Source organism: Streptomyces sp. NPDC002680 (genome assembly GCF_042889145.1).
Taxonomy (GTDB): domain Bacteria; phylum Actinomycetota; class Actinomycetes; order Streptomycetales; family Streptomycetaceae; genus Streptomyces; species Streptomyces adonidis.
Map to the genome: position 1 here is coordinate 83,900 of NZ_JBIAQP010000017.1, position 23,253 is coordinate 107,152.

At 70.0% G+C, this 23,253-nt stretch carries 25 protein-coding genes and 1 pseudogene; 4 read left to right on the plus strand and 22 right to left on the minus strand.

The window, feature by feature from the left end:
- Window positions 1-56: 56 nt before the first annotated feature.
- The 3 genes from ACFYXF_RS36840 to ACFYXF_RS36850 are packed head-to-tail and all read right to left on the minus strand — an operon-like array spanning window position 57 to window position 942.
- Entirely contained in the window at window positions 57-440 is a 384-nt protein-coding gene (locus tag ACFYXF_RS36840; protein WP_389356318.1) for a hypothetical protein, read from the minus strand.
- On the minus strand, window positions 437-637 hold the full coding sequence (locus ACFYXF_RS36845) for a hypothetical protein (RefSeq protein ID WP_389356319.1): 201 nt from the start codon (window positions 635-637) through the stop codon (window positions 437-439). Before ACFYXF_RS36845 ends, ACFYXF_RS36840 begins: the two co-directional genes overlap by 4 nt.
- A complete protein-coding gene (locus ACFYXF_RS36850; RefSeq protein WP_389356320.1) occupies window positions 634-942 on the minus strand; it encodes a hypothetical protein in 309 nt (102 codons plus the stop codon). Before ACFYXF_RS36850 ends, ACFYXF_RS36845 begins: the two co-directional genes overlap by 4 nt.
- 249 nt (window positions 943-1,191) lie before the next feature.
- On the opposite strand from ACFYXF_RS36850, the gene ACFYXF_RS36855 reads away from it, so the two are divergent.
- Window positions 1,192-2,064, plus strand: a complete 873-nt coding sequence (locus ACFYXF_RS36855) for a helix-turn-helix domain-containing protein (RefSeq protein ID WP_389356321.1) — start codon at window positions 1,192-1,194, stop codon at window positions 2,062-2,064.
- Window positions 2,061-2,267 carry a DUF397 domain-containing protein gene (locus tag ACFYXF_RS36860; protein ID WP_389356322.1) on the plus strand — a complete coding sequence of 69 codons (207 nt, stop codon included), beginning with the start codon at window positions 2,061-2,063 and terminating at the stop codon, window positions 2,265-2,267. Before ACFYXF_RS36855 ends, ACFYXF_RS36860 begins: the two co-directional genes overlap by 4 nt.
- A gap of 52 nt (window positions 2,268-2,319) precedes the next feature.
- Here the strand turns inward: ACFYXF_RS36860 and ACFYXF_RS36865 are convergent, their stop codons facing one another.
- Genes ACFYXF_RS36865 through ACFYXF_RS36880 form a run of 4 tightly spaced genes read right to left on the minus strand, consistent with a single transcriptional unit; the run spans window position 2,320 to window position 5,137 of the window.
- The gene (locus tag ACFYXF_RS36865) at window positions 2,320-2,637 is read right to left on the minus strand and encodes a prevent-host-death family protein (RefSeq protein ID WP_389356323.1); all 318 of its coding nucleotides are present in this window, start codon (window positions 2,635-2,637) and stop codon (window positions 2,320-2,322) included.
- Window positions 2,592-2,966, minus strand: coding sequence for a hypothetical protein (locus ACFYXF_RS36870; RefSeq protein ID WP_389356324.1), 375 nt, complete (start codon window positions 2,964-2,966; stop codon window positions 2,592-2,594). The genes ACFYXF_RS36865 and ACFYXF_RS36870 overlap by 46 nt, the downstream gene beginning before the upstream one ends.
- Window positions 2,948-3,640 (minus strand): Rieske 2Fe-2S domain-containing protein, encoded by a 693-nt coding sequence (locus tag ACFYXF_RS36875; RefSeq protein WP_389356325.1) that lies wholly within the window; start codon window positions 3,638-3,640, stop codon window positions 2,948-2,950. Before ACFYXF_RS36875 ends, ACFYXF_RS36870 begins: the two co-directional genes overlap by 19 nt.
- A 9-nt stretch (window positions 3,641-3,649) precedes the next feature.
- Window positions 3,650-5,137 (minus strand): ATP-binding protein, encoded by a 1,488-nt coding sequence (locus tag ACFYXF_RS36880; RefSeq protein ID WP_389356326.1) that lies wholly within the window; start codon window positions 5,135-5,137, stop codon window positions 3,650-3,652.
- A gap of 103 nt (window positions 5,138-5,240) precedes the next feature.
- Between ACFYXF_RS36880 and ACFYXF_RS36885 the strand changes: the two are divergent.
- Window positions 5,241-5,396: pseudogene (locus tag ACFYXF_RS36885) on the plus strand (helix-turn-helix domain-containing protein); the annotation flags it as partial.
- 111 nt (window positions 5,397-5,507) lie between these two features.
- On the opposite strand, the gene fabG reads toward ACFYXF_RS36885, so the two are convergent.
- The 14 genes from fabG to ACFYXF_RS36955 all read right to left on the minus strand — a co-directional run bounded on the left by fabG (window position 5,508) and on the right by ACFYXF_RS36955 (window position 20,693).
- On the minus strand, window positions 5,508-6,230 hold the full coding sequence (fabG, locus tag ACFYXF_RS36890; RefSeq protein ID WP_389356472.1) for a 3-oxoacyl-ACP reductase FabG: 723 nt from the start codon (window positions 6,228-6,230) through the stop codon (window positions 5,508-5,510).
- A 65-nt stretch (window positions 6,231-6,295) separates the two neighbouring features.
- Complete coding sequence (locus tag ACFYXF_RS36895) at window positions 6,296-7,918, minus strand: MFS transporter (protein ID WP_389356327.1); 1,623 nt, start codon at window positions 7,916-7,918, stop codon at window positions 6,296-6,298.
- The gene (locus ACFYXF_RS36900; protein ID WP_389356328.1) at window positions 7,906-9,339 is read right to left on the minus strand and encodes an adenylosuccinate lyase family protein; all 1,434 of its coding nucleotides are present in this window, start codon (window positions 9,337-9,339) and stop codon (window positions 7,906-7,908) included. The genes ACFYXF_RS36895 and ACFYXF_RS36900 overlap by 13 nt, the downstream gene beginning before the upstream one ends.
- An 11-nt stretch (window positions 9,340-9,350) precedes the next feature.
- A complete protein-coding gene (locus ACFYXF_RS36905) occupies window positions 9,351-11,336 on the minus strand; it encodes an FAD/NAD(P)-binding protein (protein WP_389356329.1) in 1,986 nt (661 codons plus the stop codon).
- The gene (locus ACFYXF_RS36910; RefSeq protein WP_389356330.1) at window positions 11,333-12,265 is read right to left on the minus strand and encodes an NAD-dependent epimerase/dehydratase family protein; all 933 of its coding nucleotides are present in this window, start codon (window positions 12,263-12,265) and stop codon (window positions 11,333-11,335) included. Before ACFYXF_RS36910 ends, ACFYXF_RS36905 begins: the two co-directional genes overlap by 4 nt.
- A 5-nt stretch (window positions 12,266-12,270) precedes the next feature.
- The gene (locus ACFYXF_RS36915; RefSeq protein ID WP_389356331.1) at window positions 12,271-12,840 is read right to left on the minus strand and encodes a hypothetical protein; all 570 of its coding nucleotides are present in this window, start codon (window positions 12,838-12,840) and stop codon (window positions 12,271-12,273) included.
- Window positions 12,837-14,546, minus strand: a complete 1,710-nt coding sequence (locus ACFYXF_RS36920) for a class I adenylate-forming enzyme family protein (RefSeq protein WP_389356332.1) — start codon at window positions 14,544-14,546, stop codon at window positions 12,837-12,839. The genes ACFYXF_RS36915 and ACFYXF_RS36920 overlap by 4 nt, the downstream gene beginning before the upstream one ends.
- Window positions 14,533-15,273 (minus strand): hypothetical protein, encoded by a 741-nt coding sequence (locus ACFYXF_RS36925; protein ID WP_389356333.1) that lies wholly within the window; start codon window positions 15,271-15,273, stop codon window positions 14,533-14,535. The genes ACFYXF_RS36920 and ACFYXF_RS36925 overlap by 14 nt, the downstream gene beginning before the upstream one ends.
- Window positions 15,270-16,574, minus strand: a complete 1,305-nt coding sequence (locus ACFYXF_RS36930) for a beta-ketoacyl-[acyl-carrier-protein] synthase family protein (protein WP_389356334.1) — start codon at window positions 16,572-16,574, stop codon at window positions 15,270-15,272. The genes ACFYXF_RS36925 and ACFYXF_RS36930 overlap by 4 nt, the downstream gene beginning before the upstream one ends.
- The gene (locus ACFYXF_RS36935; protein ID WP_389356335.1) at window positions 16,564-16,848 is read right to left on the minus strand and encodes an acyl carrier protein; all 285 of its coding nucleotides are present in this window, start codon (window positions 16,846-16,848) and stop codon (window positions 16,564-16,566) included. Before ACFYXF_RS36935 ends, ACFYXF_RS36930 begins: the two co-directional genes overlap by 11 nt.
- Window positions 16,845-17,120: an acyl carrier protein gene (locus ACFYXF_RS36940; RefSeq protein WP_389356336.1), complete on the minus strand. Its 276-nt coding sequence runs from the start codon at window positions 17,118-17,120 to the stop codon at window positions 16,845-16,847. The genes ACFYXF_RS36935 and ACFYXF_RS36940 overlap by 4 nt, the downstream gene beginning before the upstream one ends.
- 112 nt (window positions 17,121-17,232) lie before the next feature.
- Window positions 17,233-18,642 carry a class I adenylate-forming enzyme family protein gene (locus ACFYXF_RS36945; protein WP_389356337.1) on the minus strand — a complete coding sequence of 470 codons (1,410 nt, stop codon included), beginning with the start codon at window positions 18,640-18,642 and terminating at the stop codon, window positions 17,233-17,235.
- Between the two features lie 6 nt (window positions 18,643-18,648).
- A complete protein-coding gene (locus ACFYXF_RS36950) occupies window positions 18,649-19,866 on the minus strand; it encodes a 3-dehydroquinate synthase II family protein (RefSeq protein WP_389356338.1) in 1,218 nt (405 codons plus the stop codon).
- Window positions 19,863-20,693: a 2-amino-3,7-dideoxy-D-threo-hept-6-ulosonate synthase gene (locus ACFYXF_RS36955; protein WP_389356339.1), complete on the minus strand. Its 831-nt coding sequence runs from the start codon at window positions 20,691-20,693 to the stop codon at window positions 19,863-19,865. Before ACFYXF_RS36955 ends, ACFYXF_RS36950 begins: the two co-directional genes overlap by 4 nt.
- 244 nt (window positions 20,694-20,937) lie before the next feature.
- Between ACFYXF_RS36955 and ACFYXF_RS36960 the strand changes: the two genes are divergently transcribed.
- Window positions 20,938-22,260 (plus strand): MFS transporter, encoded by a 1,323-nt coding sequence (locus ACFYXF_RS36960; RefSeq protein WP_389356340.1) that lies wholly within the window; start codon window positions 20,938-20,940, stop codon window positions 22,258-22,260.
- A gap of 69 nt (window positions 22,261-22,329) precedes the next feature.
- Here the strand turns inward: ACFYXF_RS36960 and ACFYXF_RS36965 are convergent, their stop codons facing one another.
- Window positions 22,330-23,226 carry an RNA polymerase sigma-70 factor gene (locus ACFYXF_RS36965; protein ID WP_389356341.1) on the minus strand — a complete coding sequence of 299 codons (897 nt, stop codon included), beginning with the start codon at window positions 23,224-23,226 and terminating at the stop codon, window positions 22,330-22,332.
- Window positions 23,227-23,253 lie beyond the last annotated feature (27 nt).

Consider the following 23,253-nt stretch of genomic DNA (forward strand, 5'->3'; position numbering starts at 1 on the left):
GGCCGCCTGACCAGACCACTGGCGCGTGTTGCACTTGCCACCAACTCGGCCTGGAGTCAGTGGAGTTCATCGACAGCTCCCGTCGCCGGTGCCGGGTGGTGGCAGACGCAGGTGCACACGAGGTAGCGGACTCCGGGTACGCCGGTGTCGCGGGGTTCGGAGTCGCGGCACCCGGGGTGTTGGCCCAGGACGCAGCGGGTGGAACGGAATGGGGCTTCCGGTGTCCAGGTCGGTTCGGGGGTCGTCGCGGGGCCCTTCTCCCCGCCGAGGTCCGGTCCGCCGACGAGCGGAATCACGTACCAGCGTGCGCCCTTGGCATCCTGGTGGTCTCCCTCGTGCCTCTTGCGGAGGACGCACGCTCCGGTCTCGCTGAGGATCGGTGCCCGGTAGAACAGCGAGGCGCGAACGGTCCCGCAGGTGTCGGTGGGATGGGTGGTCATCCGGCACCTCCGTCGTACGCGTGGCGGTAGGCGCCCCACAGCCCCTGTCCGTTCTCGCACCCGTCCATCGCTTTGCTGGCGGGCTTGCATTCGGCGCACTTGCGGGCGTGCTCGAACCAGAGCCGGTAGGCGCGCAGCATCGGCAACTCGGCCTGCCGTACGGCCGCTTGAAGCCTGGTACCCCGCCGGCCGGTCATCGGGCCCCCGCCGTGCTCGGTTCTGCGTGGACAACAAGGTCAGTGACGGCGGGGAGGTAGGGCCGGGACAGTCGGGACGCGGAACCGTCCAGGGGTGCGCGGTCGGCGCTGTACGGCGACCGGCGCGCAGCGGGCACCCGTACCGCCGAACCGGCAAGGTCACCGGCGTTCGCACTGGTCATGACGGTTGGCGCCGTCGTCGGAGTTTTCCGGCGGATGCCGGTCGGCGGGATCAGGCGGGTGAGGCCCCAGAGAACCAGGGTCACCCCAACCCAGTGCAGCGCGGCAGCGCTACGCTCGGCCATGTTCATCAACTCCTATGCAGTTGGTGGTCCATGCCCCGGGGGTCCTGACCGACTCGCCGGGGTCTTTTCGTCTCGGGATCACCGTCCTCCTCAACGTCCGGCAGTCGCAATAGAATCTGCCAGTAATCAGCCTCAGTGGGAAAATTGGCACTTGCCGATGCATGCGCATGGCTTCCGCGGCGCGCGCACCGGATGCAAGGCTGAACACATCGCACGCAACGCGCGCACATGCGCGGGATCGGGGAGCACATGGCCGCAAAACCTCAGCCAACCGCCAGGCGGATCGGACTCGGCCATGAACTACGGCAGTTGCGCAAGGAGGCCAGGCTCACCATGGCTCAGGCTGTCGACGGCCTGAGCATCGACGAGAGCACCCTCCAGCGTGTCGAGACAGGCTGGAAGTCCTTCCGGCAGGCCGGCCACCTGCGGGAACTGCTGGAGCGCTACGGGATCACCGACGAGGATCAGACGGACCGCCTGGTCGCTCTCCAGCGGGAGGCGTCCAGCCGGGAGTGGTGGTTGGACGGCAGTACGAACATGCTCTCCGGCATGCCTCGCTTCCTCGGCATCGAAGCGGCAGCGCGGGAGATCCGGGCCTTCCATCCGTCCGTCATCCCGGGCCTGCTTCAGACCGAGGCATACGCGGAAGCCGTACACGAACTGCACAAGCTCATCGACGAAAGCACGACGGAGTTTGTGCAGCAGAGCGTGCGCATGCGTATGAAGCGGAAGGAGGCGCTCACGCGTGAGGACGACCCCGTGAAACTCTGGGTGGTTCTCAACGAACCGGCTCTGCGGTATCCCGTCGGCAGCGCGGACGTGATGCGTGGCCAGTACGCAGAACTGATCGAGCTGGCCGCCCTGGAGAACGTCACCATCCAGGTTCTCCCCCACGGGGAACGGGGTTACGTGGCTTTCCACGACGTGAACATCATGATCCTCGACGACGGCCTGCCTACAACCATCCAGAGCGATACCGCGATGCGGACCGTCGCCGTCACCGACAAGCCGCGCGAAGTCGGTCGGTTCTCCCGGATGTTCGACGCCATGACGTCGAACGCCCTTCCCCCGCGCGACACTCCGAAGATCCTGAACCAGCTATCGCGAGAGATCTCAGAATGAACATACAGCCGACCACGTTCACTGCATCCGACGTGGAGAACTGGGTCAAGTCCTCCTACAGCAACAACGGTGGCAACTGCCTAGAGGTCTCCAAAGACCTCCCCGGCGTTGTCCCCGTGCGCGACAGCAAGAATTTTCGCGGGCCAATCCTGGTTGCTTCCGAAGCAGCCTGGGGCGCCTTTGTGGAGCATGTCAAACACTGACCGCAGAGTAGAAAAACGGACACCCCCGGCCGCACGGTCGGGGGTTTGGGGCTCATGGAGCGGGTACCTCGCCGTGGTCCTCGTCCGGGAGCGGGGTGGTCAGCTGTGCCGTCAGGTCGGGGTCCGCGAGGATTCTGGCGGTGGCGCGCCATTCGACTATGACTCGGTGCAGGTTGGTGTGCACGTCCAGGTCTGCGACGTCATGGGTTGCGTTCACGAGGTCGACGACGAACTCGCGTACCTCCTCCGTCGACAGGTGCCGGGTCCACGGAAAGACCTCGGGCAGGGCGAGCAGAATCGCGCGGGCGCCCTCGTCGCTGCTGATCAGAGCTGCGAACAGCCGGGCGCGTTCGACGGGGTCGGCTGACACGCCCCCGGAATCGTCACCTCCGGCGGATAGAACTGCCCATACCACCGCCTCAGCGCTCTGATCCCCTTCTCGTGCGGGAGCAGCACCGGGCGGGCCTGGTGGATCTTCTGGTCCCAGATCCGGAGCTCCTCGCGTACCTCGCCCAGGGCCTCCGCGCGGAAGGCGAGCTTGAGCGCAGGTGTGAGGAAGGGGAAGCGGGCCGGTTTGCGGAGGTAGTACAGCATGCGGAGTTCGCTCGTGCTGTCGTCGACGGGGGTGGTGAGGGCCACCGCGGTCAGCGACAGGACGGGGCCGTGGACGCGGACCACCATCACGCCCGGGCCGTACATGAACGCGTCGAAGGTGTTGTCGATGTCCCAGGCGAGGACACGCCGCGAGATCCGGCCGCGGGCCTCGGCGTACGGGCCGTCCTCCCGCCACTCCTGTACGGGGGCTCGCTCTGGCCGTGGATGAAGTGGAAGTGGGACTCGTCGACGATGTTCTCGCGCATCTCCTGGACGTGGATGCGCGCCCGGCAGATGTCGTCGATCGGCGCCGCGAAGTCCCGGGACCCCGTTTCGGGGATCTCCGGCACCTCCCACGAAGGCTCGCCCGGCCCCGCGTACACGAAGACGAGTCCACTGTGCTCGCGGACCGGAAAGCCCCCGAGGGACACCTTGGGGGTGCGGGCGGCGAACGGCGCCTCCACGCACTTGCCGTCCGCGCCGAACCGCCAGCCGTGGAACGGACACACCACCGTCCCGTCCACGACCTTCCCGCCGGCGCCCAGATGCGCGCCGTAGTGCGGACAGTGCGCGTCCCGCACGGTCGCCCGCCCGTCGGTCCCCCGGAAGGCGATGAGCGCCTTCCCGAAGTAATGCAGGCTGACGACCTTCCCGGGACGCAGCTCGCCACTGCGGAGCACGGCGTACCACCCGTACGGAACGATCGGCATCGGGTACTCGTCGGCCCGGGGATCGCGAGGGAGGGCCGCGACCGTGTCATGACTCCGCCATAAGCGCATGCGCCGATGCTAAGGCGTGTGTGAGGTGGGGCTGTAGAGGGCCGTGAGGTCGATCAGCCGGACGTCGGGGTTCGTTTCCGAGGACGCGTGCGCCTTGCCGTTGAAGTCCGCTCCGCTGAAGCAGATGAGCCGGGTGTCGCTCGTGTCGTAGCGGCCGGCCTGGGTGATGAGGTCTCGGATGTGTCGGAGGCGGTCGATGTGGGCGATGCCCATGGTGTCGTTCCACTTGGCCTCGCCGATGGCCAGGAGCGGCGGCTTGGAGTGACCGTCGGCGATGCCGATGACCGCCACGTCGACCTCGTGGCTGGTGCGGGTTTTCGGGTCGTGCACGATGCCGTGGCCGACCCGGGCGGGCAGACCGCCCAGGAGTTCGGGGTCCGCGTGGTGCAGGGCCCATTCGCGGCAGACCTGCTCGAAGTGGGGTCCGAGTACGTTGCTGACGAAGCGGCGGCGGCTGGCCTGCCAGACCCGTGCCGCACTGCCGGGGCGTTCGAGCTGGTCCCAGACCGGGCGCATGATCGCGTGATGGAAGGCGATCAGTGGTTCTGCGATGCGATAGGTGGGCCGGTTCTCGCGGAAGGCGTCGGCGTCCCGGTGCAGCAGTCCGGCGTCTTCCAGGACGTTGATGGGGTGCGCGAGGTCGACCGCCTTGCGCTCCAGGTAGCCGGCCATGCCACCGCGGGTTGAGTTGCCGTCGGCGACGGCGGCCAGGACGGACAGGTACAGGGCGGTGTCGCGGAGGTCGGGTTCCTCGGCGAGCAGGTAGCGGGCCTCGCGGAAGAGGGGGCTTTCGGGGTTGAGGACGGTACGGATGACCCAGTCGTCGAAGTCGTCCGGTCCCTCGGGAGAGTCGCCGCGTGCGAACTCGCGCCGGTAGGCCGGTGTGCCACCGACGATCGCGTTCACCTTCATCGCCAGGTGGGGATCGGTGATGCCCCAGAATTCCGCGGCGAGGCGATGGTCGAGTGGGCGGACGATAAGTTCCAGGCCCGCTCGTCCGCGCAGGGGTGCGTTGCCGGACAGCAGTCGGCCCATGAAGGACAGGGCCGAGCCGCACAGGAGGAGTCGCGTGCGGGAGGCGGTGCGCTGGTCGCGCAGGGGCCGCAGCGCCTCCTGGATGATCGACGGCAGTTCGGGGTTGCCCTTGGCGAGGTAGGGAAACTCGTCGATCACCACGGGGACGGGCCGCTCGGAGCCGAGTGCGAGCAGTTCGTCGACGGCCTCCGACCAGTTGGCGAAGTGGAAGGGGCTGGCCGGGCGTACGTGGGCGGTCAACGCCGTGCTGATCCGGCGCAGCGACTCGGCGTCGGCGGCCTCGGTGGCACCGAAGTAGAACCCTCCAGTGGCCCGGCAGGCGGCCTCCAGCAGGAAGGTCTTGCCTTGGCGGCGACGTCCGGAGACCACCCCGAGGGTCGCGCCGGGCTGCGGGTCGGCGATGAACCGACTCAGCGCCGACCACTCGTATTCCCGGTCGAACATCTCGGCGGGCTTCTTCACGGGCGCCCCAGAAACTAGAAGTACGTTTTCATAAAGTGTACTTCTATATTCTGCAGCTGCTGGGTGTGCCGCAGGGCGCGGATTCTCCCGGGGGAACGAGTGTCTGTCGCAGTCCGAGCCGGCGCGGGCGCGGCGGGCCGGCATGACCCAGTCGCAGATCTCCCACATCGAGGGCGGGGACTCCGTACCCACCCTGCCGTTGCTCACCCGCCTGGCCAAGGCGCTGGACGCGTCGCTGACCATCGACCGGGGCGGTGACCGGGCAGTCCTCGGTGGCCTGAGCAGGCGCGGACCCTGTCTTTCCGGCGCGCACGACCACGCCCGATATCCGTGGACCGCGAGGCAGACGGGAACCTCGCGCCCGCCCCCCTCAATGCCCCAAACCCGCACCCCCGTCCACCGGAATCACCGCCCCCCGCACATACCCGGCCCCCGCCCCCGCCACGAACGCCACCGCGTCCGCTATCTCCTCCGGGCGGCCGAGTCGGCCCGCCGGGGTCTGGCGGAGGAGGTCGCGGCGCTGGTCGGGGGTGAGGGCGGCGCTCATGTCTGTTTCCGTGAGGCCGGGTGCGATCACGTTGCAGGTGATGTCCCTTGGGCCCAGCTCGCGGGTCAGGGAGCGGGCGAAGCCGATCAAACCCGCTTTCGCCGCCGCGTAGTTGGTCTGGCCGGCCGAGCCGTGCAGGGCCGCCGTCGAGGAGATCAGGACGATACGGCCGTGGCCCTCGCGGAGCATTCCGCGTACCGCGCGCTGGGTGACCCGGAAGGCCCCGGTGAGGTTGGTGTCGATGACCGAGGCGAAGTCGTCCTCGGTCATCCGGACCAGCAGACGGTCGTTCGAGGTGCCCGCGTTGGCGACCAGGACCGTCACCGGGCCGTGTGCCGCCTCGGCCTCCTTGAAGGCCTGATCCACTTGTTGACTGTCCGTCACATCGCAGCGTACGGACAGGAATCCCTCCGACGCTGTCGGCCTCCCCTCCCGGTACGTCACCGCGACCCGGTCCCCCGCCGTCGCGAAACGGCGGGCTATCGCCAGCCCGATCCCCCGGTTCCCGCCGGTGACGAAGACCGAACGGGGCGCCGCCTGCGCCATCATGGCCTCGCTCTCCAAGTTCCTCTCCTCCACCCTCTGTTCCTCCTTCTTCCGGGTTGCGTCCGCTACGCGGAGTCCACCTTCGACGGGACGGCGGCTCGCGGTTCCGTCGCCCGTGTCCGCAGGCCCACCACCGACACCGCGAAGCCGATCAGGGCCAGGGCGGCGATGGAGAGGGTGGCCGCGTACATCGCGTCGAGGAAGGCCCGGTCGGCCGTCGTCGCCAGTTCGGGCAGGTGGAGGGAGTCGGCCAGGGAGCGGGCCGCCTCCGCGGACTCGCGGGCCTGTTCCGTGACGGGCGCGGGCAACTCCCGTACCGCTTGCGGTAGTTCTGAGGCGTCCGACATGCGCGACCGGTACACCCCGGACAGGATCGAGCCCGCCATCGCCACCCCCAGCGTCCCGCCCACCTGCCGCGTGACGCTGTTGACCGCCGACCCCGCGCCCGCCAGCTGCGGCGGCACCCCGCTCATCATCACGGCCGTGACCGGCGTACCGACCAGGCCCATGCCGAAGCCCTGCACCCACAGCAGCGTGGCGATGAACCAGATCGGGGTGCCGCCGTCCAGCCAGGCGTACGCGATGTACGTGACCGCCGTGGCCAGGACTCCCGCCGCCACCGTCCAACGGGCCGTCAGACGGCGGCTCATCGCGGGGGATGCCTGGCTGCCCAGGACTATGCCGATCGCTGCGGCGATCATCACCGTCCCGGCATCGGCGGGGGAGAGGCCGCGCGGGCCCTGGAGGTAGAAGGCCGCGTAGAAGAGGTGACCGGCCAGGGCCATGAACGCGATCAGCAGCACGACGCTGCCCGCCGCGAACCCGGGCTGCCGGAACAGTCGTACGTCCAGACTGGGGGCCGGTGACTTGCGCTGACCCGCCACGAACGCGGTCAGCAACGCGCCGCCCAGGAGGAGGGGGAGGAGGACGTGGGGGCCGTACCAGGTCCGGCCGTTGCCCAACTCGATGATCCCGTAGACGACTCCGCCGAGGCCTACGACCGACAACGTCAGGCCGGGGAGGTCCAGTTGGCGGCGCCTCGGACTCTTCAACTCCGGTACGACCGCTGCCACTCCGGCCATGCACAGCGCCACGATCGGTACGTTCACGAGGAACACCGAGCCCCACCAGAAGTTGCTGAGCAGCGCCCCGCCGACCACCGGGCCCACGGCCACGCCGAGTCCGCTGGACGAACTCCAGATCGCGATCGCCCGCGTACGTTTCTCCTCCGGGGTGCTCTGCACGATCACCGACAGCGTCGCCGGCATGAGCAGTGCGCTGCCCGCGCCCATCACGGCCCGCGCCACGATCAGCCAGCCGGGGGACGAGACGAACGCACCGGCTCCCGAGGCCGCGCCGAACAGGGCCAGGCCCGCCAGGAGCGTGGTCCGGGGGCCGAAACGGTCGGCCAGCGCGCCGCCCGCGAACAGGGCGCCCGCGAAGACGAGCGTGTACGCGCTCGCCACCCACTCCAACTCGGCCTGGGACGCGCCCAGTCCGTCGGCCGGGTCGGCCAGGGTGGTGACGGCGACGTTGAGGACCGAGGTGTCCAGCCAGATCAGCATCTGGGCGCAGACCACGACCAGGAGGACCGGCCAGGACGACCGGGGCTTCCCCGTACCGGTCGTACCGCCTGTACCGCCCGTACCGCCCGTACCGATCACATCGCTCACTCTCACTTTGCCCATCGGACGACGCCTCCGTTGCCCTCGTATGCGCGCAGTGCTCGGTCGATCAGGGCGTCCGACGCGCCCGTGTAGCGGGTCGGGTCGAGCAGGTCCGACAGGTGGGCTGGGGTGAGGTTCTCGGACAACTCCTGGTGTCCGGCCAGGAGTTCGGTCAGCGGACGGCCCGTCTCCGCCGCCTCCGCCGAAGCCGTCGCCAGGAGCTTCTTCGCTCTCGCCTTGCCGAGTACCGGAGCCAGTGCCACCGCCAGGCGCTCGGTCACGACCGCTCCGCCCGTCAGGTGGAGGTTGGCCAGCATGCGGTCCGGGTGGACGATCAGGCCCTCCGCCAGCTCCACCGCCGTGTGCGCCGCGCCGCCCGTCAGGCGCAGGGCCTCGCGCAACGGCTGCCACTCGGCGTGCCAGGCCCCGGCGGGACGCTCGTCCTCGGCCAGCAGGCACTGCGCCAACACCAGTGCGTACGCCGGTACTTGGCGGGCCGCCGACACGATCAGCGTCGCGAGGGCAGGGTTGCGTTTCTGCGGCATCGCCGATGAGGCTCCGCGTCCCGTCGCCGCCGGTTCGGAGACCTCGCCGATCTCCGTACGGGACAGCGTCTGCACGTCCAGCGCGAACTTGCCGAGCGCCCCGGTGACCAGCTGAAGCACCGCGCCCAGTTCGGCGATCGGCGTGCGTACGGTGTGCCAGGGGAGGGTCGGTTCGGCCAGGCCGAGGGCCTTCGCGAAGGGGGTCAGCAGCTCGACGCCGCCCGCACCCTCGGACGCCCTCACCGCCCCGCCGTCGAGGGCCGCGTATTCGCGGTACGCCGCCAACGTGCCCGCCGCTCCGCCGAGTTGGGCCGGGAGTGCGGCTGCCACCGCCACTACTCGCGTACGGGCGTCCATGACGAGTTGGAGCCAGGTCGCCGCCTTCAGACCGAGGGTGGTGGGTACCGCGTGCTGGGCCAGGGTGCGGCCGGCCAGAACGGTGTGGCGGTGGGTGTCCGCGAGTGCGGCCAGGGCCGTGGCCGTGCGTTCGAGGTCGGTGGAGATCAGGGCCAGGACGCGGCGGGCGATCAGCATCGCCGCCGAGTCCAGGATGTCCTGGCTGGTCGAACCCCGGTGGACGTACTCGGCGGCGGCCGGGTCCTTCGCGGCGACCGCCTCGGTGAGCGCGGTGACGAGCGCGACGACCGGATTGGCTGCGGCCCGGGACGCGTGCGCCAGGGCGACCAGGTCGAGGCGGTCCGCGCGGGCCTCCGAGGCGATCGCCGCCACCGCCGACGCCGGTGTCAGTCCCACCGCCAACTGGGCCTGGGCCAGGGCCACTTCCACGTCCAGCATGGCCTGGAGCCACGCCTCGTCGGTCACCTCGGCCGCCGCCGGCGTACCCGCCCAGGTGGGGGCGAGCAGCCCCGCGTCGGTGCCGACGGAGGACGCGGTCAACTCTCTCCCTTTCATCCGCGTCCACTCCCCGCGCCCGATACTCGACCAGCCATCAACTCATCGCCGTACGAAACCACTTCGCGCTCCTCCAGCCCCAGCACCGCCCGCGCGATCGCGTCCGAGTCCTCCAGCGTCACCGAGCCCACGCCAGGTCTGATGCCGACCGCCGTCACCCAGCGCACCCCCTCCGTCGGCACCCCGAACGCGAACCGGCGGGGGTGCGGTCGTCCCGACGCGTCCAGCAGCCGGGGAGCGCCGTCGGTCACCGCCATCCCGCCCGACTCGAACTCTTCATGGCCACCCGGGCGGTACGGGACGCACCCGCCCTCCGCCAACAGCCCCCGCACCAGCGGATCGGCGCTCCGCCGCACGTCGATGTCGGGCAGCCGCGCCTCGACAAGCGCCCTCACCGGCACCGGCGCCTCCGACACCCCCTCCGCGTCCACGAGGAAACCGGCCTCACCGAACCCGGCCTCACCGAAACCGGGATCACCGTCCACCATCCGTATCCGCATCCCCGGACCGACCACCTGCACCACCTCCGCCTCGATCAGCGCGATCAGTTGCTCGATCCGGAACGCGGGCGGGCCGATCGACGTGAACGCGTTCAACGGCGTGTACCAGCCGTCCAGTTCGGCCCGGTACGACGCACCGGAGACCCCGCCGTGATCGACCACCAGCCGGACCTCGTTGCGCAGATCCCGCAGCGCGTCCAGGGCTGCCTTCAGCGGCCCGTTCACATTGCCGAGCCGGGCGGCGACGACATCCCGGCGCAGATACCCGAGCAGCCACTCCCGGAAGTCGGCCCGGGAGGTGAAATGCCGCTCCCCGTACGGGCGTTCCACGCGCCGCCAGTCCCAGCGCTTGTCCGGCGGTACCTCGTACCGGTCGAGGAGGACCGGCTCGGGATCGAGCCCCGCGAAGCAGGACCGGACGAACTCCGCTGCCGCCCAGGGTCCTTGGGCGGCCCGGATCCACGCCTCGTAGTAGACGGTCCGTACCTCGCGGTCGATCAGCGGCCAGATGTCCGCCCGGAAGCCGACCGGACGCCGCCGCAGTCCGGCGATGATCTCCGGGGTCAGGAAGCGCGGACGGTGGCGGCCGAGCGCACCCTTCTCGTTCTCGCCGCGCGCGTGGTACGGCACTCCGCGCCGCGAACCGGCGTACAGCACCGGTTCGTTGCCGCTCGGGATGTAGACGAGGCCCGCACCCCGGTCGCCCTGTTTGAAGGTGCCGCCCCGGCCTTCGGTGAGCAGCGCGAGCTGGTCGAAGAAGTTCAGCCCGAGTCCGCGCAGGGCGACCGGCGTGCCCGGCTGGATGCCGCTCAGATCGGCGTCGGCCGGGTTGGCGGGACCGACGTAGGTCACGCTGGCGTGCCTGGCGGCGAAGGAGCGCAGGTTCCTCTCCTCCGGAGCCGGGGTCAACTCCCCGTGTCCCAGGGCCAGTACGACCGCGTCCATCCCGGCCAGCCGGTCGCCGTCCGCCAGGGTCACCGTCTGGCGCCCGTCGGGGGTGTCGGCCAGGGCGACGGCGGTCGAGCGGTGCGTGTGGACCGTGACCAGGTCGGGGGCGGTGTGTAAGAGGTGCCGGAAGACCCACTCCAGGTAGTGGCCGTGGAAGGCGCGGGTCGGATACGTGTCCGGTCCCAGTTGCCGCGCCTCCGCCAGGACCCGGGCCGGGTACAACCCGGGTCCGAGGGCGCGTGCCCACTCGTACAGGCTCGGGCCCGGTATCGACGGGCCCGCGCACGGCACGCTGTCGTCGGTGAACAGGGTGACCTGCGAGGCGACCGTGTTCATCAGCAGCTCGGGCGGCTGATCGGTACGCCACACCGCGCCCGGCCCCGGCGGGTACGGGTCGACGAGATGGACCACGACCGGGCGGCCGGCCTCGCCCGCGTTGGCACAGAGCCGCTCCAGGACCGAGAGCCCGCGCGGACCGGCGCCGATCACACACACGGTGAGAACCTCACCCGGACTGGGCGCGGGTTCGGTCATTCCTGGCCCAGCCCGTCGCGCCAGCCCGGCCGCAGCGGCTTCCAGCCAAGTCCCGTACGGGCCAGGGCATTTGACGCGCCGGACGCCGAGGTCAACTGGTGGGCCATGAACCAGCCGAGCAGCCGGGGTGCCATCGCCGCCGGAATCGTACGAGGGGGAGGGGCGCCGAGCGCGTCGGCGTAGTGGGGCAACCACTGGGCGGAGGGGGCCGGTTCGTCGTCGGTGATGTGGAAGGCCCCGGCGGCCTCCGAGGACTCCACGGCCGCCACCGCCGCTCCCACGGCGTCCTCCACATGCAGGAACGACGTGATCCCGGCCCCGCCCTCGGGCAGCGGCAACTTCCCGGCCCGCACGCGTTCGGCCGTGCCGCCGCCGGCACGGGCGTACGCGGTGCCGGGGCCGTAGAGCGTCCCGTACCGCAGCACCAGCCCGCTCAACTCCGATGCGCTGTCGAGGACTTGGGACTCCAGGTCGGCCACCGCCCGTACGGTGGCCGCCCAACCCGGGTCCGGGGCGTCCACGTACAGCGGCACGCTCTCGTCGACGACCGCCTCCCCGGTCGGCGCGGCGGCGAAGGCGATGCTCTGCGCGACCAGCCGCCGGGCACCGGCCGCGCGGGCCGCCGCGATCAGGTTGGCGGTGCCCTCGGTGCGCAACCGGGCGGTCCGCGCGAAGGCTTCGGGCGGGTCGTCGCGCAACAGCCGTAGCGCCGACAGCTGATGAACGACCACGTCGGGGCGTACGTCCGACACGGCGGCCAGCAGCGCGGCACGGTCGAGGGCGTCGGCGACCACGAGCGCGTCCGCCTCGGGGGCGCGGGCCCGGGACTCCTCCCGTACCAGCGCGCTCACTTGGTGGCCGCGCGCCCGTAACGCGCCCACCAGCGGATGTCCGACCACGCCAGTGGCTCCGGCGACAAGTATCCGCACGGTGCTCAGTCCTCCGTACCGTCGTGAGTAGCGGGATGTGCGTGGGTGAGGGGGGTGCGTACGCGCATCAGCAGGCGGCACGCCTTGTCGCCGTCGCGGAGACAGGTCTCGGCGCGGTTCTCGGTGAGGGTGATGCCGAGTCCCTCGGACCAGCCCGCGTGGATGTCGGTGCAGGGGCAGCGGTAGCCGTCCAGGGAACCTGCCATCCGCACCATGGTGATCGCGAAGTTCCGGCGCAGCGTGAGGACGATCAGGTCGTCCTCCTCGACCTCGGTGGAGGCGTTGCGGAGTTCCGGCGGGAACATCCGGTCGCCGCAGTCGTCGTACCGGCGGCGGAGTTCCTCCAGGTCCTTGCGGGTGTCGCCGGTGTCGGGGAGCGGGCCGGAGAGGCGGCCGACGCGCTGTCCGACATGCGTCGCGACCTTGCGCAGCGCCTCGGCGTTCAGCTCGTTCGCGGCGTCCTGCCCGAACCGACTCGCCACCGCCTGATACCAGTTGGCGTCGTGCTGCCACCAGAGCCGGTACGCCTCACCGGCGCGGGCACGGTAGTTGACGCCTTCGGTGCCCGTGGTCATCGGCGCTCCTTGATGGAGAAGGCGGCGGAGGAGGCGGTGAAACGGTCGCGCATGACCCGCTTGAGGACCTTTCCGGTGGCGCCCTTGGCGACGTCGTCGGGCTTCATGCGCAGGGCGCGTGTCATTGGGGGGAAGCCCGCGGCCTTGAGGGCCGTGTTCACGCGCTCGGTCAACTCCTCGTCGCCGACGCCCTCTTCGGCCGAAACCTCATCCTCATCGGAGAGTTGAAGCAGCGCGTACGCGTCCGCCACCCCATCCCCGTCCCAGTCCGCCCGTACGCCGTCCTCAGCGACCCCGACGACCGTGCAGTCGGCCAGCTCGGGCAGTTCGCGCAGCAGGAGTTCTTCGGTGCGGGTGCTGAAGACGACGCCGGCGCGGGTGCGGATGGCGTCCGGGGCGCGGTCGAGGTGGTAGAAGTTGCCGTCCTCGTCCTGGTGGGCGAGGTCGCCGGTGAGCCAGTAGCCGCCGAGGCGCATACGGTTCCAGGTCAGCGAGTCGTTCCAGTAACCGGGCGTGAGTGTCGGGGACTTGAGGCCGAGGCGGCCGATCTCGCCAGCCGGCAGCGGGGTGCCGTCCTCGGCGAGTACGGCGGCCTCCGCGAAGCTGATCGGCCTGCCGACGCAGCGTGAGTAGGCCGAGGTGTCCTTGGTGTGCCGGTTGTGGAAGACGGAGTAGCCGGCCTCGGAGGATCCGAGCCCGTCGACGAAGACAGAGCCGTCGACCCGTACCCGCCGCAGATCCTTGCCGATGGTCTGGTGGCTGCCGTGCCGTACGAGGGCCCGGATGTGGGCCTCGTGCGCCGCGTCCCCGGTGTTGAACCACACCTGCACGCTGGACAGATCACGGTCCGTCAGGTCCTCGGCGGCCATCTCGCCGAAGGTCCCGGCGAAGGCCAGCACGGTGGTGGGCCTGAACTCCTCGATGGCGTCCAGGACTTCGGTGCCGCGCTGGCTGGAGAGGAGCTTGATGTCGGTGCGCAGGAGCAGGCAGTAGAGCAGCGTCGCGACCATCGCGTTGTGGGCGCCGGGCAGTCCGACCAGGGTGCGTTCCATGTCGGTGCCGGTGGAGTAGCGCAGGCGGTGCAACTGCGCGTACATCAGCGTCCGGTGGGTGTGCGGAACTCCCTTGGGCATACCGGTGGTTCCGGACGAGTGCGAGATGAGCACCGGGTCGGTCGGGTCGTGCCGGTAGGGGTAGGAGGGGGAGGGCGGGAGCGAGGAGAGGTGCTCGGGGCGGATATCGGCGGCGGTCACACAGAAGCGCAGGTCCGAGGCCGATCCCGACGCCAGTACGTCGTGATGCTCCCGGTCGGTGAACGCACCGACGGCCCCCTGCCGTCGTACGTACTCCCGGGCGATGTCCGGCGCCAGGTTGCCGTTGACGAACGACGGGATCGCGCCGAGGGACGTCAGCGCGAGGAAGTTCACCGCGAACTCGGCGCTGGAGTAGGAGTGGAGGGCGACGGGGTCGCGGGGCCGGACACCATGGGCGGCGTACCAGCCGGCGTAGGTCTCGACGACCTCGCACAACTCCCCGAGGGTTAGCTGCGTGGGCCAACTCCCGTCGGGGGCCTGCCAGTTGCCGTCCATACGCAGCACGACCTCGTCGCGCGGACGCTCGTACGCGGCCAGCCGCGCCAGGATGTTACCGGCGCCCAGTTCGGTGTCGGAGCAGATGCGGGCCCGCTCCTGCCTACTGATGAGCATGGGTATGGGTCTCCGTCTCGGTACGTGGTCCGGCGTGGGCGGCGGCCAGCTCGAACAGGCCCTGGATACTGCCGGGTTGCCCGACCGGCGGTCCGGCGGACCCGATCGACGTCTGCGCCCCGGCCGCGTCGCCGGGTCGGGCGAGCAACACCGCAGCCGCCAGGCCGCCGGAAGCGGGAAGGTCTGGGGAGTCGGGGACCGAACCCCCGTACACGGCGGCCAGTTCACGGCGCACGGCGGCCACGCGCCCGCCACCCCCCAGCTCCACACCGAGCACCAGAACCCGGTCCAGCTCCGGGTCCTCCAGCAACAGGGCGGCCATGTCGAGGAGTTCGGCCAGCGGGTCGGCGAGGGTGGAGAGGCTGAACATCTGGCCGGTGACCCCGAACTCCCGACTCATGTGCCCCAGCACCGAGTTGGCGGTGGCCTGCATGAACAGCAGCGGGTTGTGGACCCGCCCGGACACCATGCGTGAGCTGGCCAGATCGGCGGTGGTGGTGTCGCCCGCGAGACTGACCAGCGCCACGGCGGTACGGTCCCCGTCCCCGGGGCACACGGTCAGACACCTCGCGGCGACCTCGTAGGCCAGCGGACTGAACGCCGACTCCACAAAGCCGGGCAGCTTCGGCAGCGCGATGTCGTCGCCCCGGCCGGTGCCGTGGGTGGCGGTGGCGGCGGCGAGGACGGCAAGGGAACCTCGTACGACCGCCGAGTCGGTCGTGGTCATGGCCGCTCCAGGACGAGTGCGGTGTTGGCGCCCCCGAAGGCGGCGTTGATGGTGAGGGCGCGGCGCGGGTCGGCGGGACGGGGGCTGTTCGGTACGTAGTCGAGGTCGCACTCCGGGTCGGGGGTGCCGTATCCGGCGGTCGGCGGGAGGACGCCGTCCAGCAGGGCGAGCATCGTGATGACGAACTCCACGACGCCCGCGGCCTCCAGGAGGTGGCCGGTGGTGCTCTTGGTCGAGCTGACCGGTATCGACTCGGCGCGTTTCCCGAGGGCGGCGCGCAGACCACGTGTCTCGGCGCCGTCGTTGTACTTGGTGCCGGTGCCATGGGCGTTGACGTAGTCGAGGGACGCCCCGTCCGGATCCCCGGCCAGCCGCAACGCCTGCCGGGCGGCGCGTGCGAGGCCTGCACCCTCCGGGTGGGGCTGGGCGATGTGGTGGGCGTCGGTGGCGGCGCCCCACCCGACGACGGACGCGAGCGGCCGGGCCCCGCGCCGCCGGGCGTGCTCGGCGGACTCCAGCACGACGGCCGCGACACCGTCGCCGAGCAACAGCCCAGTCCGCTCGGCACTGAACGGACGTACCATCCCGTCCCGCGACAGGGCCCGCCCGGAGTCGAACTTCCCGAAGGTCTCCTCCTCGACGAGATACCCACCCGCACAGACAGCGACATCGACCCGCCCGGACGAGATCAGCCGACACCCATGAATGAGGGCGGCGGCGGAGGCGACACAGGCGTTGGTGAAGGTGAGTCGGGGGCCGTTCAGACCGAGGTGGCCGGCCAGCAACTCGGCGAGCCGAGCAGGCACGGCATCGGCGAGGGGGGAGGCGGTGTCCGTGGGGCTGCGATCCAATTCCGCCGCGTGCAGCGCCCCGACAGGGGCGCGGGGCTGTGACATTTGCGGCTCCGCCGCGTGGGCGCGACCAGCCACGGACGGCCCGCGCCCTACGTACGACCCATCGCTCGGCACGGAATCCCCGGCGCCCCGCCAGTACCGGGTAACACTCCGATGATCCCCGGCAACCCCAAGCAGTACAGCGGCCTCAGCACCCCGACCCAGCCCGGCCATGCGCAGAGCATCATCTCCACACCGCCCGAGCGCATGCCGCAACGCCCACCCCTCCACCGCGGCGACACCGTCGGGCTCGGCAGCCGCGAACGCCGTACGATACGGCCCGGTATCGAACCGGGTCGTCGGCCGAAACGCCGGCACCCCCGCGAACACCCCGCGCCGCAAAGCATCCGCCCCCTCGCCGAAGGCACTGCGCACGCCATACCCGGTGACCGTCACCTCACGACTCACCCCGAACGCCCCCTTCCTGGACGCCCCGCAGATACCCGGTGAGCCGCCGCAGCGAGGTCAGCCCGGCGATGTCCTCGTCGCTGGGCTCGACGACCAGCCCGTACCGCTCCTCCACCACATGGAGCAGCCACACCAACCCCAGGGAATCCAGGACGAGTTCGGCATCCTCGCCGAGATCGTCGGGCAGCCCGGGGAAGACCTTCCGGTCGGACAGCAACTCCCGTACGGAGTCGATGGTGATGTCGGTGCCAGTGGCCCCCGTACTCGTGCTCATGCCTTCGCACCGCGTCGGACGACCTCGGCGACGAGCCCGCCGAGGGTCAGGGTGGCCAGGGGTTCGATGTCGGTGTCCGGGATCTCGACCCCGAACCGCGACTCCAGCCGCAACGTGAGTTCGATCAGGCTCAGGGAGTCGACATCCAGCCCCCCGACGGTCACCGGACTGTCGTCCGTGATGCCGTCACGGCTCATCAGGATGTTCATGTCGTCAATGACCGCGCTCAGAACAAACTCGCGGATCTCGTCTTCCAGGGTAGACGTACTCATGATCAACTTCTCCAGAGAAGGGGGTAGTAAAGCGCCCCGTTTTTAGGGGCGCGAGGAACTGCGCGACAAGCCACAACGAACCCGCAGACAAAGGACAACCTGCGGAAGCGCCTTACCCGGACCCACGCAACAGGGCGGCCTGCCGCACCAACTTCCCGTTGGAAGTACGAGGCAGCGAATCCAACACCCGCACAACCCGAGGCACCTTGAAATCAGCCACCCGCTCCCGACACCACCGCACCAACTCCTCGGCGGAAGGCCGTTCCACCCCCGCCCGCACCGCGACATACGCCTCGGTCACGCCCTCGTGAACCAGCACCGCCTGCTCAACGGCAGGATGCTCGCGAAGTACGTTCTCCACCTCGGTCAGATCCACCTTGAGCCCACCGATGACGACGAGGGAATCGGCCCGCCCCCGCACGAACACCGCACCGGTCACGTCGACTTCGGCCCGGTCCCGGGTGTGCAGCCACCCGTCGGCGTACTGCGTGCCGCCCGAGTCGAAGAGGTACGGCGACTCGTCGAGGGCGACGTCGAGTTCACCGCCGGCCACCCGGACCACCACGCCCGGCGCCGCCCGACCGACGGACGGCCGCAGCGTCCCGCCGACGTCGATGGCGACGATGCCGGTCTCCGTCGTCCCGTACGCCTCGCCGACCCCCACGCCGTACCGCCGCGCGAACCCCGCCGCGACCTGCGGGGGCATGATCTCGCCGCCCGACACCGCGACCCGCAGGTCGGGCAGGGCGCCGGGATCGGTGGCGGCGGCGAGGAGTTCGTAGTGCGTGGGGACGCCGAACACGGCGGTGATCCGGTGTTCGCGCGCGGTCCGCAGGATGTCGCGGGCGGAGACACGGGGCGCGAAGACGACCGAGACACCGGCGGCGAGCGAGTACAGCAGACCGCCGATCAGCCCGAAGCTGTGCGCGGTCGAACTGAGCAGCAGCAGCCGGTCGCCCTTGACCGGCATACCCGGAACCCCGGCGAACCGGTCCACCTCGGTGGCGAGCGAACGGGCCGTCCTGCCGATGACTTTCGGCCGCCCGGTCGAGCCCGAGCTGAACTGGACGAGCCGATGCCCGGTGGTCGCCGGGAGGCCGGTTCTGCGCCGCTCGGTGAGCACCTCGTACTCGGACCGGAAACCGAACGTGGCCCGGACGTTGGAACCGGCGCTGACCATGAACTGCGGCCGGCAGGCACCGCACAGCGCGGCCACCTCGGGCGGCTTGAGCCGGAAGTCGAAGAGCAGCACCTGCGCACCGAGCCGCCACAGGGCGAGCAGCACTTCGATCTGCGTGAAACTCGGCGGAGTCCGCAGCCCCACGGTGGAGCCCGGCCCGATGCCGTAACCGGCGAAGACGGCGGCCTGCTTGATCACCCGCTCACGTAACTCGCCCCGGGTGACGGTCTCCTGTTGATGCGTCAGATACGGCAGCCGGTCTTCGTGCGCGTCGAACAGGCGCCGTACGAGATCGGTGAGGTCCGATCCCGATCCCGAACCCTTGTCTTCGAGTTCGCCCATCGAACCTCAGACCTCCTTGCAGAACTCGCCGATGGGCAGCCCCACATGGCGCTTGTCGGCGGCCAGATAGCCGAGCAACTCGTCCCCGGTCTGCAGCTCGGTGACGTTGAGGACCTTCCCGCCCGGGCCGAGCACCCGTACATGCCAGTCGTCCTGCACGGTCAGGCTGACCAGCCGGCCGTCCTCGGCATGCGTACGGATCTCAAGCAACGGCCGGGATTCGAGCTTCGCCCGCCCGACGACGACCCGCCGGGTCCGCCCGTCGGCGCCGACGGCGAGCAGCGCGCTGCCGGAACCGACCTCGCTGAGGTAGTTCGTACGGTTGTCAGGGCCGAGCGTGTACGAGTGCAGGGCACCGGCGTTGACCCGGAACGGCCTGGTCGGCATGTACGGAAGCGGGTGTGTCTCGCTGCAGCACAGCACGAACCCTGACGAGTAGGAGCCGACGAGGATGCCCTCGTCCTCCTCGAAGTGCGAGCAGGTGTCGACGCAGACCCGGTCACCGAGTCCGACGTGCCGGATGCTCTCCACGGTCAGGGTGGACAGCTCCAGTTGGGGCGTCGTCGCCTCCAACAGCCGGGCCAGCGCGAACACTTCGTCGGCGCTGCGGGGCGTGAAGAGGATGCCGTCCGAGCCGCGCTCCAGCACGTCGAAGACGATCGCCGCCTCCTCCAGACCGTCGACCATCGTCACCAGCTTGCCCTCGGCGGACTCGGCTGCCGCGAGCACGATCTCCAGCGGGATCTTGGTCGGATCGGCGAAGTGGATCACCGTGTACGGCAGCACCATCGCGCCCGCGCAGGACAGTTGGAGGGTGCGGTCGTCCCGTACGTCGATGAAGCCGGAGACCTGCTTGTCAGTGGAGGCGCGGTGATCGGCGGCGAGGGCGTCCAGCTCGTCCTGCGTGCCGAACTTCCGCAGGAGCACGTCGATTCCGCCGCCGGACGGCGAAGCACCGCCCCCGGACGGGGACTTGGCCTCCTTGTCCCCGGCCTTCGCTTCCTTCGCCTCCTTGTCGCCGAGCTTCTTCACGGCAGTAGGCGTCACGGCAGCAGGCGAAGGCCCTCCGGGAACCAGCACCCGCGTCACCGTCGGCGGCAAGGTTCCGAGCAACTCGGCATCCGAGGCCACAACTCCGGCCATCCGGGCGTGGATTGCCGCGTCCACCACCGCCTGGAGCTGCGGACGGGGAACCTCACGCAGGTCGATCCATGCGAACCTCATGCCACTCCTGCCACGATCGTCGAGTAATCGGTCATGTGCATGTCATCCGGAAGTCGATCGCCGGTACCGTCACCGCCGTGCACGACCGCCGACAGCCGCGACACCAGCGCGGCGGGCGCGGGGTGGGAGAAGATCCGGCGCCCGATCGCCAGCCCCCGGCAGCCGGTCGCCATCACGGCGGCGCCGTACTCGACGAGGTCGGAGCCGTCCGGTGGACCGCCGGCCGCGAGGACGGGAATCGGACTGTTGGCGACGACCTCGGCCATCCGCTCGATCGGCAGGGCGACGGAGGTCTTCACCATGTCCGCGCCCAGGTCGGCGGCCACGTTGGCCAGATGGGCGAGAAGGGCCGGATCGCGCGGGTCCTCGATCCGGGGGCCGCGCGGATACACCATCGCGATCAGCGGCATGCCCCACGCGTCGCAGGATCTGGCCACCGCCCCCAGGTCGGCCAGTTGCCGGGCCTCGGTGTCCGAGCCGATGTTCACATGGACGCTGACCGCGTCCGCGCCGAGCGTCAGCGCCTCCTCGACGTCGGCGACCAGCACCTTGGCGTGGACGTCGGCGGAACAGGACGTACTGGCGCTGAGATGCACCACCAGCGCGCAGCTCCTCAGGATGTCCGGCGCGAAGGAGCGGGCCCGTCCCTTGTGGACGATGATCCCGTCGGCGCCGCCGGCCACCAGCGCCCGCAGAAGGTCGTCCCATTTGTCGGCGGGGACGATCGGGCCGTCCGAAACGCTGTGGTCGAGGGGTATGAGCAGATGGCGGTCGTCACCCGCGAGCGAAAGTCTTCTCAAGCGTAATTGCTTGCCCGTTTTCAGCATGGGAATTGTGATTCTCCGTGTCCGAAAATCGATGGTTGTAGAACTTTCAAGTTATGCGGACACGAGCATTCTCGTGTGGCTGGTGGTTGGCAAGGTGTAACCGTCGGTAAATTTTTATACGGCTGGCGGCATGAATATTGACAGCCAACTGACAGGAATCGTTTCTTGTCGAAATTGAATTTCGATGATTAGGGTGACTCCCCTCCCCAATCAGGACCACCCCAGGACCTGGAAGTGACCCCCCATGCCTGAATTACCGACAATGACCGTTTCCCCACAACGGTCGGAAAAGACCGAGGCGCCGAAAGTCGCCGTCGCGAGCCTGGTCGGCACCACGATCGAGTACTACGACTTCGCCGTGTACGGCACCGCCTCCGCACTCGTCCTCGGTCCCGCCTTCTTCCCCTCCGGCAACGCGACCCTCTCGTCCCTGGCCGCGTTCCTCACCTTCTCCGCCGCGTTCCTCTCCCGCCCCCTCGGCGTCGTCCTGTTCGGCACGATCGGTGACCGGCTCGGCCGAAGACAGGCCCTGGTCGTCTCCCTGCTGCTGATGGGCGTGGCCACGGTCGGCGTCGGCCTGCTGCCCACGTACGAGACCGCCGGACTCCTCGCCCCCGTACTGCTGGTGACACTCCGGCTGCTCCAGGGCGTCAGCATGGGCGGCGAGTGGGGCGGGGCGGTGCTGCTCGCCGCCGAACACGCGCCGCCGGGCCGCCGGGCGCTGTACGCGTCCATCCCGAACATCGGCCCCTCGCTCGGCTTCCTGCTCTCCACCGCCGTCATCCTGCCCACCATGAACATCGTGGGCATGGAGGGCTTCACCGACTGGGCCTGGCGCATCCCGTTCCTGCTCAGCACCGTGCTCGTCGTGGTCGGCCTGTGGGTGCGTACGACGGTCTCCGAGTCCCCGGTCTTCAAGGCCAAGGGGCAGACGCCCCAGCCGGACTCCGCGCCCCGCTTCCCACTGGGCACGATCGTCAAGCAGTACCCCGGCCGGCTGCTGCTCGGCACCGGCGCGGCGATCGGCGGCTCGGCCGTCTACTACCTGACGATCGTCTACAGCCTTTCCTACGGCCCACAGGAACTCGGCATCCCCCGGAACACGATGCTGACGGCGGCGAGCATCGGCGCGGCGGCCGGAATCGCGATCACCCTCCCGGTGGCCAGGCTCTCCGACCGGATCGGCCGCCGCCCGCTGATGTTGACCGGGGCCGTCGGGAGCGTGGTCTGGGCGATACCCATGTACGCCTCGCTCAGCTCGCGCGACGGCCTGGTGATCACCGGCGCCTACACGGTCGGCCTGATGTTCCTCGCGCTGATGTTCTCCCCGGTGGCGGCCTTCCTGTCGGAACTGTTCCCGGCCCGGATGCGCTACACCGGCGCCTCGGCCGCCTTCATCCTGGCCAACACCTTCGGCGGCGGTTTCGCCCCGTCGGTCGCCACCTGGCTGAACAGCCACTGGGAATCCCCGCTGGTCCTCGGCTTCTACACGGGCGGCCTCTGCCTGGTGAGCCTCCTGTGTCTGCTGGCGCTGCCGGAGACCCGGGAACACGAGTTCGACGCCTGAGGCCGACAGGGGGCCAGGAGCCAGAGGCCCGTCCAGGGCTCCTGGCCCCCTGTCGGCTCGGCTCTCGGCTCAGTGGGAGGTGAGAGAGGTCTCCGACTCGACCCGGGTGAGCTTCTCGGGATTGCGGACGTAGTACAGGCCCGTGACCCGGGCGTTCTCCACCCGGACCGCCAGCACGCCGTCGATCACCCCGTCCACGCGCAGCACGAGTCCGGGGTTGCCGTTGACGGTCGTGGGCGCACCGGTGAGGACGCCGCCGGCCTTGCCCGCGCTGCCGGCCATGTAGCGGAGCACCTTGTCGACGCCGACGACCGGCTTCAGGGCCGCCGGCCTGAGCCCGCCGCCGTCGCTGACGAAGACGACGTCCGGGGCGAGCACGTCGAGCAGCCCCTTCAGGTCCCCGGTCACGAGCGCCTGCTGGAACGACTCCAGCGCCGCCCGGGTCTCCGCCGGGGAGACCGGTGTGCGCGGCCGGCGGGCGTCGACGTGCTTGCGGGCGCGGTAGGCCAGCTGGCGGGTCGCGGAGGGGGACCTGTCGATCACGGCCGCGATGTCCTCGTATCCGAAGTCGAAGACCTCATGCAGGACGAAGACGGCGCGCTCGGTCGGCGAGAGGGTTTCGAGGACGAACATGAGTGCCAGCGACAGGCTTTCGGCCAGTACGACGTCCTCGGCCACGTCCGGCGCGGTGAGCAGGGGCTCCGGCAGCCAGGGACCGACGTAGGACTCCTTGCGTCTTTTGAGGGTGCGCAGCCGGTTGAGTGCCTGCCGGGTCGTGATCCTCACCAGGTACGCGCGCTGGTCCCGCACCTGTGCGAGGTCGACCTCCGCCCAGCGCAGCCAGGCCTCCTGGAGGACGTCCTCGGCGTCCGCCGCCGAGCCGAGCATCTCGTAGGCGACGGTGAACAGCAGGTCCCGGTGGGCGACGAAGGCCTCGGTCGCGGGGTCGGTGACGTGGTCGTCCATGTCGTGCGCGTACCTCCCTCGGACCGA